We start from the raw sequence: 13,832 nt of genomic DNA, 5'->3' as shown, positions 1-13,832 counted from the left end.
TTTTATTCCTAAAAACCGATACAGACATTAACAGAATCTATTTATTAAATAATTATTGTTTCGAGAGTATATAGAAAATATAATAGTGAAGACTTTACAAAACTATAGTGCAAATACCACTTTCTGGAATTTTTCTCGACAAGAGGCTTATTCTGAGAAGATAAGATGAGTATAGGAGAAACCGATTTTACTACAGTGTAAAAACCTCCTCCAACTAACTGAGACAACTGGAATAATACAAGATCTCCTATTTCAGCACCAAACTCTCTATTGTCATGATAAACAGTAGTTGTCGAATTTCTATCACACAGAGTATTATTTACCGATGACGATAATACGGCATAAGAAGAAGAAACAGAATTTAAAACGTCGAAATCCTGCTTATCGTTTTCTCTATTACCGACAAAAATCACAGCAAAGAGAATTATCGCAATTATACCTGTAAATGACCTGTACATCGTTGTGACAAACATAACAAATATCGGCATAAAAATAAAACATTTATCCTTATATTAACCTTATGCTTTTAAAAATATTTATCTGTATATACATCTAATCAATAAAAAAACAATCACCTCTTTTATAACAACATATTCAATAAAATTGATTTTTATCCATTATTACCATATTTATACATATAATATCATAATAAAATTAAATTATAAATTTAATTCTTTCTCATTTTTAAAATTCTTTACTATATTTGAAAAAGCCTATTTACATTCATTGAGTTAATATTAAATTTACTGTTACCAGAAAGAAGTTATATTCAGTGATTGAAAAAAGATTGAAAAATGAGTATTTTTTGTTTGTAATAGCCTTATTAGTATATCTTATTACAGCCATCAACAGTAACGGTTATCATCACCCCGACGAGCATTTTCAGATTATAGAATTTGCAGGATTAAAAGCGGGATGGAATACCGCTGCAGATCTTACATGGGAATACGATTCAAACCTGAGGCCCTCTTTACAACCAATGATAGCTTTAGCTATAATAAAATTATGCGATGTTGCAGGAATAACCAATCCTTATGACCAAAGTATGATTATGAGAATTATTACTGGGATCGGCTCTTTGCTATGTATCGGTTATTTTATCCGCTGTTTTTCTAAAATCATTCAACCACGATTTAAAAATATTTTTATTTTCCTATCCTACTTTCTTTGGTTTCTTCCGGCAATAAACGTACGATTTTCTTCCGAAACATTATCGGGACTATCGTTTCTTTGTGCAACAGGTCTGGTTTGGTCTTTAACCAGACCCACTTTCAAATCATACTTATTTATAGGAATATTATTAGGCCTTAGCTTCGAATTCAGGTTTCAAATGGCTATTGCAGCCACAGGAATGATGGGCTGGCTTATTTTTATAAAAAGAATACCGATGAAACAGATACTCACAATTTTACTGGGGGGATTATCGGTAGTAATTCTTTGTACATGCCTCGATTCGTGGTATTATAACAAACCTGTATTCGTTCCTTACAACTATATTTATTCTGCATTTTCAGACACAGACCAGTTCGGGACTCATCGTTGGTTCTTTTATATTGTACATATCATATCAAGACCTACGCCGGTTATAGGTATTATCATTTTATGTTCTTTATTTTATTTATTAAAAGAATACAAGAGCATTTTATTCTGGTGTATATTTCCCTTCCTTCTCGTACATATTTTTATACCACACAAAGAGGTAAGATTTCTATATCCTTTAATAAATTTTTTACCTCTCATAATGATTTTATTCATCCAGAAAATTATTCCCGAGATAACATCCTCAGTAAAACAACTGATTGTATATCCGATTTATATTATTTTTTTTATAATAAATATTGGAGGTATCATTATGCTCGCCTTTAAGCCACCAATGACAGGAAACGTTGCCATGATGGAATACATTCAAAATAACTACTCGTCGAAACCTACTCATCTTTTTGTTATAGAAGGCTGGAGTAATCCTTACTCTTATTTAAATATTAAAGGATTAAATATGCGTTTTTATAATAATAAAATGATAAAAACTATCGAACTAAGAGATAATTCTCAACATCACAAAATAAGAAATGACTTAAAAGATGATGATCTGATACTTCTTAGAAAAGATGCTTCCGAAAGATACCTGATCGAAAAATTAGGGTATACAATTGAAAAACGGAGTATTCCTCCCTGGATAGAAAAAATGAATCCTTTCTATAAAGTATATAATTCGAATACAGCTCTTTTACTCTATTCGAAAAAGAATAAAAAGAAAATCACATTATAACTTAAATAAAAAACAAATCACTTATGCCAATATTATTCGACTATACCTTCATTAACTATTAAATCTTAAACCTTAAATCGATTATACCATGTATAGACTCTATTTTTTAGAAGTATATCAATACCGACTATCCCTTCCAAAAGGAGGGGATAAAAAAACAAACGACATAAAACAATAAAAAACTATGTAAAATAAACATTTAAAATTAAAAACAACATGAAAAATATAAAATTAATAGTACTTGGAGTATCTACTATATTAATCACTTTAGCCTTAAATTTCAGACATGCAATGAACGATTATGGAGTGCTGGATAACAAGCTTCAAACAGAGGTTCTCGCCCAGTCAAACAACTCTGGTAACGATAGTGGAGGTACTACCGTTCCGGGATATCCGGGTGGAACGACTATTCCAAACTCAGGCAGTACCACAATTAATTGGGGAGACTGGTCTGGAATAATTGGCGGAAGCGTTACCGGTGGTGAATTAAAATTAGATTTCAAACTCGAATATGAATACAGAAATGTCACTATCGGCGGACAAGTCACAACAAAATTATTTCCGAAAGCATGTGTACCCTACGTCGGACTTTCTTGTAAAATAAAATTTTAAACGGATCTGATATTAATTAAGTTACGCGGGAAGTTATATATTTCTTCCCGCGTACAATAAAAATATAATATATGAAACTTATAAAACTATTTGCTCTTGTTTTTATTATCTGCTATGCTTGTTCTTCGGAAAAGAAAATAGAAAGTGATTTGACAAAGATAAATGTAAATCCTTCAGAAACCGGCATAGCTTTAGATATCGCCAATAATATTGAAAAACAATGGGAAATCATTCCTTTAGAAACCAAAGATGAATGTTTGGTTAACGAAGCGGATAAAATTTTATATAAAAACGGGATATATTACATTCTCGACCGGCAAGGTAATTCGTTATTTCTATTCGATTCGGATGGTAAATTTATTTCTAAAATTTTAAAAAAAGGAGAAGGTCCTGACGAATACAGTAATCTCGACGCATTTGCTGTCGATAACGATAGCATCTGGATATCGGATGCCAGTAGCCGATCTTTAATTTGCTATGGACCAGATTTAAAAATGATAGATCGGGCAAGCACCTGGGAAAGAGCGACAGGAAACGATATTACACTTATGAATGGGAAAATATATCTGGCAACAAACTGGACTGGTTGGAATAAAAAAAATTCACAAATCGCTTCTTACGATATTAAAAATAAGGATGTAACCGGACTCTGGCGAGTTCCTCCACTAAACGGAGACCATGCTCTTATCAGAAAATCTTGCCAATTGGCTGATAATGGAGATTCTTGTTTATTTATATATTCATACTGTGACACAATTTTCCAAATTAAAGACAATAAATTAACCCCCGCATACCAATTATCTTTTACCGAAAGATATGACGACGTTCCTTTACCGATCGAAAAACTGATGGACCCACAAAACAAAAACATTATACGGGGAATCGATTACTTAAAACAAACCAATACCCATATTTTCTTCAGCTATGCCGATGACGGTTTACTCATATCAGTCATTTATAACAAAAAAGATAATAGTTGTAAAACGTTCCCCTATTTTATAAATTCTAATTTGGGAGAAATGAAAACGTACCTATATACTACCTTTTTCGATGGCAATAATATGATATGCGTTTACGAACCGGAGACTATAAAAAATAACGATCTATCAAAAATAAGCGATATCGCTGACAGAGAAAAATTCAAGCAAGTCTCAGAATCTCTTAAATCAGATGATAACCCGGTACTGATTAAATATAAACTTAAAGATTTTTAATTATGAAATACAATCCGAATGTTATTATCGCAGTATTTATCGTCTTGCTTATTTTTAGCGGTTTTTATATATATAATCAGAAATCTGAAGTTAACCAGTTACAATTACTGAACCATCAGACCTTGAACGAAAAAATAGACTTATCTATGGTTCAGGAATACAGAGATGCGGAAATAAATTTAAATGGAAAATCTTTAGCAGGACAACTAAAAGTTTCAGATGAGAAAGGCAATCCTGTAAATTTCGAAGAAATGATCGATGGATGCAAATTGATACTTTATTTCTCTGAATTTAATTGTGATATCTGTCTCGAAGATGCTTTTAATAATCTAAACAGCCAAATCGACTCTATCGGCTATGAGAATGTAGCGGTATTGATAGACGCAGAAAATAAGAGGTTTGTAAAACAATACAAAACGAATCATAACATTAAATACAAATGTTTTGAAGTTGAAAAAAAACCGGATGGTATATTCTCAAGTTCCCTACCATTTTTCTTTATTGTCGAAAAAGAAAAAGCACGAATAAACTCGGCTTATATTCCTCAAAAAGAAAAACCAGAGGATACAAAACGATATTTAAGAAAAATCATCTCTGATTATTTTTCTTAATACTATATAGAATATATAAAACAACATAAAACATAATTTCGATGTTATTATTATATAAGATTTTATTCGGATATGACTGTTTAATACAGTCTCCGAATAAAATCTCGTATTGAAAATTATTAATCCGTATTAAAACTACCTATTAATTATTTGTAAGAAACGATATAAGTCAATCATTTAAATTTTTAAATTATGAAGACCTTTTATATCCTAAGTTTACTGAGTATTTTTTTTATACTTCCATCCAGTACACATTCTCAAAATACGGATGAAATCATCAGTAATTATATCATAAAAAAAGATTACGCCTCTTTATGTCGAGACTTCCCTTCACTCAAAAAAGGTATAAAAAATAAATACGTTTACGATTTTGCACAGGCTTATTACGACATGTGCACTAATACTCCTGAGAACGCGACAAAAAGTATCGAAAAATTGCTTCTATCTCATAAAGAAAAAATAGATGCACAAACCGTAAATATTCTAAGTTTAAATCTTGCCAGAAAATATGAAGATTTGTTTCAATATGATAAAGCGTTCGCTGCATTAAAAAGATTTTCGAATAAAAATTTATTCGATAACGATGCGCTCAGAATGGAATATAATAAATATAAAGCATTAAGTAAAATCCCCTCTACCGAAATAATAAAACCTGAAAGCTATACTATTCCCTATCAAATATCTGAATTTGAAAATTTAGGATCACTAATGACTATAAATACCAAGCTTAATAACGTTCCTGCAAATCTGATATTCGATACAGGAGCAGACGTGCAAATGTATCTTTCTGAATCTCTTGCACGCAAACTTAATGTAAAAATAATAGCTGATTCTATACCCACACTCTCTATCATGTCATCTCCTTATATGAAATTAGGTTTACTCGATAGCATAGAAATCGGCAATATTAAAATAAAAAATGTAGTAGTCAATGTTGGCGCATTAAACGATGTGTTAACAGGAGAGCCTTCAAACCAAGCAAATAATCTGCACATGACAGTAAACGCAGTATTAGGACGTCACCTGATAAATAAATTAGGAGAAATACAGATATTTCCTCCACAGAAAAAAATAACATTCTCCCAAATCAGATCAGACGGGTTGTCCCAAAAGAAGAATCTTTATGTAATTAACGGACAACCTTTCGTATATGCATCTTCTAACGAAAAGCCTTTTGTATTCCACTTCGATACCGGAAGTGCAGAATCTTACCTGTCCCCTTCATATTATACCGAAAATAGAGATCGTGTAAGATTAACAGGACAACGAGACATGGGACAAAAAACAGGGATTGCAGGATCGGCCCAATTAAATGAGATTTATATTATTCCGGATGTACCTGTAAAAATAAACGATGCTATAATCGATTTAGGTGAATCGATCGTTTATACCGATAACGAAGTAATGGGAAATAATTTTTCGGATGCCCGAATCGGAATAAACCTATTATCCGATTGCAAGAGAATTATTATCGACTTCGACCGCTTTCTTTTTATTGCCGAACCTACAGAAAACAAAGTTACACAAGATACGAATAATACTGCTATATCGGCAACTGCTTCACAGGAAGAAAAAATAGCTCGACTCATAAATTCAGGGGATTATATTACCATAAACAAAGAATTCGATTCAATACAATACAATATCCCACCGGTACTTAAAGATATAATTTCACCTCTACTACTGAGTGCATTAAATAAGCACGAACCTGCTATAGAAAAGCTAAAATACATGATATCCACTTACCAGACGGGAATAGGTTTCGCAAATTATTTCAAATCCATTTCTCAGATTGCCGACGAATTAGCGCTCATTTATCATTATAAAGATGCTGCAGGTATACTTAAACAAACCATAGATCAGATAAAAGAATATAATTTAGTCAGTAAAAACATACTCTTACCCATCGAAAACGATTACCGCATCTTTTCGGCATTAAGCAATGCAAAACCTACCATAATCAAAAAAGGGAATAAAGATTGTATCTTAAAAACCGATATCGCAAATAATCTTCTGTACATTCCTGTCAAAACAAAGGACAAAGAGATTCCTTTCTTGATCGATACGCAAGCCGATTTTCAATGTGCCGTATCCGGATCGATGGCCGCCACACTCCCCTTACGTATTCTCGTCGATTCGATATTTATCGATAGTAATACCAAAGAAAAAGGGAAATTGGGAATTATCGACAGTCTCGAAATCGGAAACATCACGGCATATAATGTCATATGTCGTATAGGGTTGGATAAAGACCGATACGAAAAGAATAATACAAAAGCCGTTTTCGGAAACAGGATGTTGGAATTATTAGAAGAAATTCAGATACTTCCAAAAGAAAAAATGGTTATAATACCATTACGTCAAACAAATTTACCAGAAAACGGAATAAACATAACAAACAGTTTCGGGGTACCCGCAACCGAGGTATTTGTTAATGGAAAAAGATATCTGATGAAATTCGACACCGGTAAGGAGAATTCTTTCTTGTCTCCTGTTTATTATAATAAAAACAGATCTTATGTGGAAAAATCCGGAAAAAAAATTCAAGCAGATGTTGAAAATATTAAATCTGTTCTTCCTGAAACTAACATCTATTCTATGAACAATCTTAAGATGCGTATAGGAAATAAAGACTTAAACGCGCCGCAAATTACAGTATACGATTACGAAACATTGGGTGAGAAGTATGACGGTAGCCTAAGTTTGGACTTATTAAAAAACCAAAATGAAATTACACTTAACTTTAGAAAAATGTTTCTGACGATAAAATAAATCTATCTCTTTCTGAAGCAATCTACTCTGATTATAAATCCGATCAAGACGCGATTGCTTCAGAAATTCATTTATATCCCGCAACTTTAATTTTCAGATTAGTAAATAATTATTCTGCTAATTTTTTCTTTTCATCGAGATTTAATAATTGTAGGCGATCATTTAAAATACGATAAATATCATTGCCTTTCATCGTAAGCATATCGACCGGTATTGTCTCGAACGCTCCCACAGTGATATAATTAAATGCTAAAATAGCCGATTTCAATTTACTTTTCGAATTCTTCTGGTACTTATTATGAATAAGATCGGGTTTAAAATCGATCGTGATTTGTTTTGTTCTCTCAATTTTAATTATCCGAAAACTCTTTACGTCGGAAAACGGTATTACCTTATACTTTCGCTTTAAATGCACATAAATTTCCAATCGGTCTTCGTAAATGATAAGATAAGGAATGCGACGGCATCGGTAATATACTGCAATACCCAAAACAAATAAAGCGGTAACGCCAAAAAGTAGAATAGCCGACCAAAATAATATTTTCTTATTAAAATCGAGATCAGGATTAAATAAAAAATAAATTGCCGGAACTGTAAATAACTGGGCAACAACGAATAATATTGTAGTTTTGAATATACTATGATAAATTTCTATCTTGTCATACATATAATTAAGCAATGATAATTTTGCCAAATATAGTATAATCGTAATGTTAAAACAAATTTTTAAAAATTTATCTGATCACATTCCATCTATTTCATAGATACTGCATCTGATTATTAAGAAAAAATTAAAAAAAATCATCCAAGTTTGAAAATATCAGAGGGGATACGAAGTTTTTGCTTCACAAGTGCAATTGCTGTTTTCGTACACTTCTCGAAATTCTGCGTAAATCAATGACTCAGCATGCGATACCCATCTTCGAAATGCAGTGTTAGGTGTATATTCGGGTATAATAGCCAACAATTTATCCAGATCGAAATCATTAGATATTACCCCTGCCCCAATTTTCATCGCATCCCAGGCGTTACATTCCTGTTCTATATGGGCAGGAACCATTAATACAGGCTTTTGCATATACACCGCTTCACAAACCGACTCGAAGCCTGCTGTTGTTGAATAAGCCTTACAACCAGCCATATAATATAGAAACTTTTTATCGTTTATACGATGCAATGTCAAATTGGGGGTTATATTTACGGTTTCTTCCGCATCTTTTTTATCCCAAAAGAACTCGAGCTTTTCTTCGGGATGCTTTTGTTGCCATTTTTTTATATCTTCTATATAACCACTATTCAAAACGTATCCGTGTATATATTCTCCCGCAACGGGTTGCCGGTTCAATACGTCGGAACGGAGTAATGGGGGAACGACAGAAATACTCCGACGAATATCATCCGCCATCGGATAAAAAGAAAGAGCCAGTTTACGAACCGAACCGAAGCTGGTCAACCTCGTAAAAAAACGTAATGAAAATAAAGCTATCGCAGATTTTTGAGGAAACCGGAACTTATGATGCAAAAACATATACTGATGTCCTATACATACCATCGGTACTGAAGGAGAGAATAAAAGATAAGTAAGCCCTGCCAATAGTTCATAAAAATTTATAACAATATCAGGTTTATATTCCTTAATCTTTTTACGTATAAACATCATATTTGATACAAAACCAGGGAAGTGTATCAGGTTAGACAGGGTACTTTTCAGTAGATCGGGGCGTTTGTTCTGTGCCGTCGGAAGAAAATTAGGGCTATCGAAAGGCAATAACGGAACATTCATTTTAGTCAGGAAATAATCCGGTAATTGCCTTGACGGACTTTTCCCAACAAGACAAGCCACCACTTCGTCTCCATGGCGACCGATCATCTCCTTCATCACTAAAGCCTGAGTAAAATGCCCCCTACCTTCTCCTTGTATAATAAATAAGAATTTCATATATTTCGGTATATACTTATATAAACAATCGAAGACTACAAGAGTTCTAATAGTGATCATTTATGATGCTACCGGAAAAATTTCACCGGTAGCATTCATTAACAGACAATCTTCATACCTGTAAATTTCCCACGTACCGTCTTCATGTTCGATTAATGCGCTAAGAGATTCAACCCAATCTCCCGAATTAAGATAATGTATATTATCGTACCAGGTATCTGCCGGTTGGTGTATATGTCCACAAATCACCCCATCGAAATGACGACTGCGGGCAATTCCAGTAAGTTCTTTCTCAAAATCCGAAATATAAGATACCGCCGTTTTTACCTTGTGTTTTATATTCTGAGAAAAAGAATAATAAGGTTTCCCATTTCTTTTCCGGTAATTGTTCAATACCTTATTTACCCATAATAGAAACGAGTATCCGTAATCACCTAATTTAGCAAGCCATATCATCCGCGAACAAATATTGTCGAAAATATCACCATGGGTTACATAATAACGGCGACCATGAGACACATGTACATAATCACTCACCAACGTGACCGAAGCAAACGATAAAGGTAACATGCGATCAAGAAAGCTGTCATGATTGCCTCTTACATAAATTACTTTCGTGTCATGATTTTCCATCATTTTCATAATAACCTTTATCAGTTCGGTATATTCCCGTTTCCATTTTCCGAACGGATTCCTTTGTAATTTCCATCCGTCGAGGATATCTCCGTTTAAAATCAGTTTGTCACAATCTATATTTTTGAGAAATGCAATGAGTTCTTTCACTTTAGCATGTTCCGAACCGATATGTACATCAGACAGAATAACAGTAGAAACTTTCTTTCTTAACATTACAACTTTCATTTATTTATACAAAAGAAACCGATACATATTTCCTTATCATGACAGCAGAATAACATTACGATGACAATGTATCGTTATTGAAAAAATAATTTAAAATTTCCAGCCTCGGCAGCTGTTTCAGTATAAAATCTTTTATTTTTGTTTATGTTACATCTAAAAAAATATTATTATGAGACGAGTATTATTTTTGGCCTTCTCACTTATCCTGTTATCGTGTAACTCGTTACACAGCGCCGCACCAGAAACGATCGATCTTGTAAAACCGGATAAATCGAGAGGTAGCTCGGTATTGAAAGCAATGAACGATCGGGAATCTTTACGGGAATATGCACCCGGAAAGATCAATGACCAAGATTTATCCGATTTATTATGGGCAGCTAACGGAATAAATCGACCCGAATCGGGAAAACGCACTGCACCGTCGGCCATGAACAAGCAGGAAATAGACTTATATGTAGTTTTTCCGGAGGGTACCTATCTTTACCAGCCGCAATCGCACAGTTTGAAACTGATCGCAAAAGGAGATCATCGAAATCTCGTTGCCGGAGGTCAGGACTTTGTAAAAACAGCGCCATTGAGTATCGTCATGGTCGCTGACTTATCCAAATTCGGCAATATACCCGATGACCACGCACAATTGGCCGGATCACTCGATGCCGGAATCGTCAGCCAAAATATAAATCTTTTTTGTAGCAGTATCGGACTGGCAACAGTACCCCGTATTACAATGGATATTCCCGGACTAAAAAAAATACTGAACTTATCCGACAATCAGAAACCTATGATAAATAATCCAATAGGATACCCGAAAAATAAGTAAGACACATTAGCAAAATTAAAAAAATAAAAAACCGTTACAGGCACATACTTGTAACGGTTTTTATTATATATAAATATAAAAGAAATATCAGAAAGTAAAATGCAGCGCGATACGTACCCCACCCTTATCGATATGCGGTAAATTACGATAGGTAAGCCGCCATACATACTCGATACGTAAGATTGTAAATATATTATCGAGGCCGGCACTGGCTTCCATATAGGGCATCTTATCCATTAAATGCGTGCTTTTCGGAAACACGAACAATTTATTATCATATAATGGATTATTCTTTTTCGTAAGATTACCATACAATCCTCTGAAAGCAATTACCTCCCGCCATTTCAGATATTTTATAAGCGGGATACGGTTAAGTAACGCTCCATTGGCAAAATAGGTTATATCCCATGAAACAAATTCATCATTAAGGAATTCCATCGGATTCATAAGAGCATATGATTCCTCTCGTATCGTATACGATAAGTTAGCATTGGGTATAATCAATAAAGGATAGGGTACTTTGTCCCATACTTTACCCGCTTTCACAATTACGTCGGTATATCCGAATGCCGAGAACCAGAAACGTTTCTGAATGCCCAGTTCCGTAAAATTCATGTTATAACGACTTTTTAAAATGCCTTTTATTCCCACTGTATGACTTAAAGTAAATACAGGCGCATCCCTACTTATCGGGAATCGATTACTTTTGGTCTGATAATATTTCTCATTAGGAGCATACCTTAACTTTATCTCGGCTTCAGCCATCGAATAGTCTTTAAGACGTATACCGTTTCCCTGAATAAATGGTACCCATGGAGTAGCATATTGCGTTTTATATCGTAAATTCAGCCCATAAGAAAAACCGGTAAGATGTTCCCTTAAATACGATACCTCGGTATTTCGCTGATAAACGACAGATGTATCCCTCATGCGTTTCAAAGACATAAATATATTGTCTTTGTTTGTATAAAGATAATGTTGTCCCAACTCATTTATATCATAACTATGTGAAACTTTTATCGAATGTATAGGAAATTCCCGAGCATGATATTTTTTTTCATTGAAAGAATATTCTAATTCTCCGCTATACTTGAATTTTTTGTCTTTAGTTCCATAAGCAACATATCCCCTGGCAAAAAGATGCGGATTAAGGTTAGCCGTAGTGAGCCCCCCCACTCGAAAACGTGCCCCTTCGACAGAATTACCACTAATGGTAGTATTCATAGGTCCGAAATCGAATTTGCTATCAGGTCCCGTTTCAATATACCCCGATACAAGTATCTTAATTACTTTTTCTAAATAATAAAACACAGGTACCGATCGCAATTTAACCAACAATTTATCCACCGCATTCTCTTTATTATTCACAGGAACATGCCGGTTATCGGCCCAATAAGCCTCCGGCTTAATCTCTGCATCGTCCTCTATAATAATATTCCCCTCTTTTGAAAAAATCGACATATCCGGAGGCGGTGCAAAAGAAAACTTATCGTATGTAGTCAACCGTCGTGCATATAATCCTTGCGTATGAGGCATAATTCTAAATTCGACAATTATATCGTCTTTCGTTTTTAAACGAGTTCCATCTTTCGTCCGAATAAAGTCTTGACTAATGGTCATATTCTCTACATAATTGAGATTGATGTCTTTAGGAACATTTAGCTTTATTTCTTTTATAAAATAGGTAGAATCAAGTGTAACATACATATGCCCCGTAAACCCGAACGATTCAGAATTAAAAGGTACGAAACCAAGATCTACACAACGTTCACCGCCCACATCGAGAGTATCGAGCAAATAAAATTTATAAAATGAAGTCGCAATATGTGATAACGGACTGACAAAACGATTCAGCATGAGATTGATATCATTATCGAAAATATTTATCTCTTTAAATACCTCATCATAAAACTGCTGTAAACTTTCCTGATTAAACATTTCGTCTATGCCGGCCCGTTTTATTCCCGTTACCAGTTTTTTTTGGGTATTGGGGTCTTTCCGATAATAATTATCCGCAATTTTTTCTTTTATAGATACCGTAAGAATAGGTTTTCCCGATACCTCCGATGTATCTACATAATCGAATATAAACTGAAACTTCTTAAATATCCATTTCTTTTTTTGTTCCTCCGAAAAATCATTTAACGCTATGGTCATTTTCTCATACTCCTCATAGCTGAAATATTCTTTTTTCTTCGGATCATTATCATCTTTATGATCGATAACTTTTTTAACGAATTCTACTGCCGGATTTCCTTTTTTCTTGTATTTTTCTTTACCCGGCCTTACTACAACCTCTTTTTGCTCATAAACTGCGGGCGACATCGCAATATTAAGCGTATTGGTTTGTCCCGGAATTATCTTCACTGTCTGCTCGATGTAACCCAATGTAGAAAAAACGACATAAGATGCTTTAGACGTAGAACGCAGTGTAAATTTACCGTCTAAATCGGTATTTGTCCCCGATTGTGTACCTTTAAGATATACCGAAACGAAAGAAAGCGGTTCTTTGGTCAGCGAATCGGTAACAATTCCCGTCACAACAGTTGCCTGCTGCGCAGCTATCCTTGCCGGTAATATTGTACTTACAAGTAAAATAAACAGAATAGTAAGTATCCGCTTCTTCATATCCTTTCATTTTCGAGGGGCAAATTTAGGCAAAAAATGAAAACTAAACACATTAAAAAAGTTTTCTATCTAATGTTTAACATAGTTTAATCACTCCTTTTCACCA

General features: G+C 33.9%; 11 protein-coding genes. 6 read left to right on the top strand and 5 right to left on the bottom strand.

Annotation, left to right across the window (positions count from 1 at the left end):
• Positions 1 to 44: 44 nt before the first annotated feature.
• Positions 45 to 488 carry a hypothetical protein gene (locus tag NMU02_RS11180; protein ID WP_255027993.1) on the bottom strand — a complete coding sequence of 148 codons (444 nt, stop codon included), beginning with the start codon at positions 486 to 488 and terminating at the stop codon, positions 45 to 47.
• 317 nt (positions 489 to 805) lie between these two features.
• On the opposite strand from NMU02_RS11180, the gene NMU02_RS11175 reads away from it, so the two are divergent.
• The 5 genes from NMU02_RS11175 (at position 806) to NMU02_RS11155 (ending at position 7,478) form a co-directional block, all read left to right on the top strand.
• Positions 806 to 2,269, top strand: a complete 1,464-nt coding sequence (locus NMU02_RS11175) for a glycosyltransferase family protein (RefSeq protein ID WP_255027991.1) — start codon at positions 806 to 808, stop codon at positions 2,267 to 2,269.
• 291 nt (positions 2,270 to 2,560) lie between these two features.
• The gene (locus tag NMU02_RS11170; RefSeq protein ID WP_255027990.1) at positions 2,561 to 2,881 is read left to right on the top strand and encodes a hypothetical protein; all 321 of its coding nucleotides are present in this window, start codon (positions 2,561 to 2,563) and stop codon (positions 2,879 to 2,881) included.
• Positions 2,882 to 2,952: 71 nt separating this feature from the next.
• Positions 2,953 to 4,095 carry a BF3164 family lipoprotein gene (locus NMU02_RS11165; RefSeq protein WP_255027989.1) on the top strand — a complete coding sequence of 381 codons (1,143 nt, stop codon included), beginning with the start codon at positions 2,953 to 2,955 and terminating at the stop codon, positions 4,093 to 4,095.
• A gap of 2 nt (positions 4,096 to 4,097) precedes the next feature.
• Positions 4,098 to 4,706 carry a hypothetical protein gene (locus NMU02_RS11160; RefSeq protein ID WP_255027988.1) on the top strand — a complete coding sequence of 203 codons (609 nt, stop codon included), beginning with the start codon at positions 4,098 to 4,100 and terminating at the stop codon, positions 4,704 to 4,706.
• 192 nt (positions 4,707 to 4,898) lie between these two features.
• Positions 4,899 to 7,478, top strand: coding sequence for a retropepsin-like aspartic protease (locus NMU02_RS11155; RefSeq protein WP_255027986.1), 2,580 nt, complete (start codon positions 4,899 to 4,901; stop codon positions 7,476 to 7,478).
• 109 nt (positions 7,479 to 7,587) lie between these two features.
• Here NMU02_RS11155 and NMU02_RS11150 read toward each other — a convergent pair whose 3' ends face one another.
• The 3 genes from NMU02_RS11150 to NMU02_RS11140 all read right to left on the bottom strand — a co-directional run bounded on the left by NMU02_RS11150 (position 7,588) and on the right by NMU02_RS11140 (position 10,266).
• On the bottom strand, positions 7,588 to 8,145 hold the full coding sequence (locus NMU02_RS11150) for an STM3941 family protein (protein WP_255027984.1): 558 nt from the start codon (positions 8,143 to 8,145) through the stop codon (positions 7,588 to 7,590).
• A gap of 153 nt (positions 8,146 to 8,298) precedes the next feature.
• Entirely contained in the window at positions 8,299 to 9,417 is a 1,119-nt protein-coding gene (locus NMU02_RS11145; protein WP_255027982.1) for a glycosyltransferase family protein, read from the bottom strand.
• Between the two features lie 60 nt (positions 9,418 to 9,477).
• Entirely contained in the window at positions 9,478 to 10,266 is a 789-nt protein-coding gene (locus NMU02_RS11140; protein ID WP_255027980.1) for a UDP-2,3-diacylglucosamine diphosphatase, read from the bottom strand.
• Between the two features lie 181 nt (positions 10,267 to 10,447).
• Between NMU02_RS11140 and NMU02_RS11135 the strand changes: the two genes are divergently transcribed.
• On the top strand, positions 10,448 to 11,098 hold the full coding sequence (locus tag NMU02_RS11135) for a SagB/ThcOx family dehydrogenase (RefSeq protein ID WP_255027978.1): 651 nt from the start codon (positions 10,448 to 10,450) through the stop codon (positions 11,096 to 11,098).
• Positions 11,099 to 11,185: 87 nt separating this feature from the next.
• Here the strand turns inward: NMU02_RS11135 and NMU02_RS11130 are convergent, their stop codons facing one another.
• Complete coding sequence (locus NMU02_RS11130; protein ID WP_255027977.1) at positions 11,186 to 13,726, bottom strand: DUF5686 and carboxypeptidase-like regulatory domain-containing protein; 2,541 nt, start codon at positions 13,724 to 13,726, stop codon at positions 11,186 to 11,188.
• Between the last annotated feature and the right edge of the window lie 106 nt (positions 13,727 to 13,832).

Source organism: Coprobacter tertius, from assembly GCF_024330105.1.
GTDB classification, from domain to species: domain Bacteria; phylum Bacteroidota; class Bacteroidia; order Bacteroidales; family Coprobacteraceae; genus Coprobacter; species Coprobacter tertius.
This window is presented reverse-complemented; position numbering and strand designations above follow the sequence as displayed.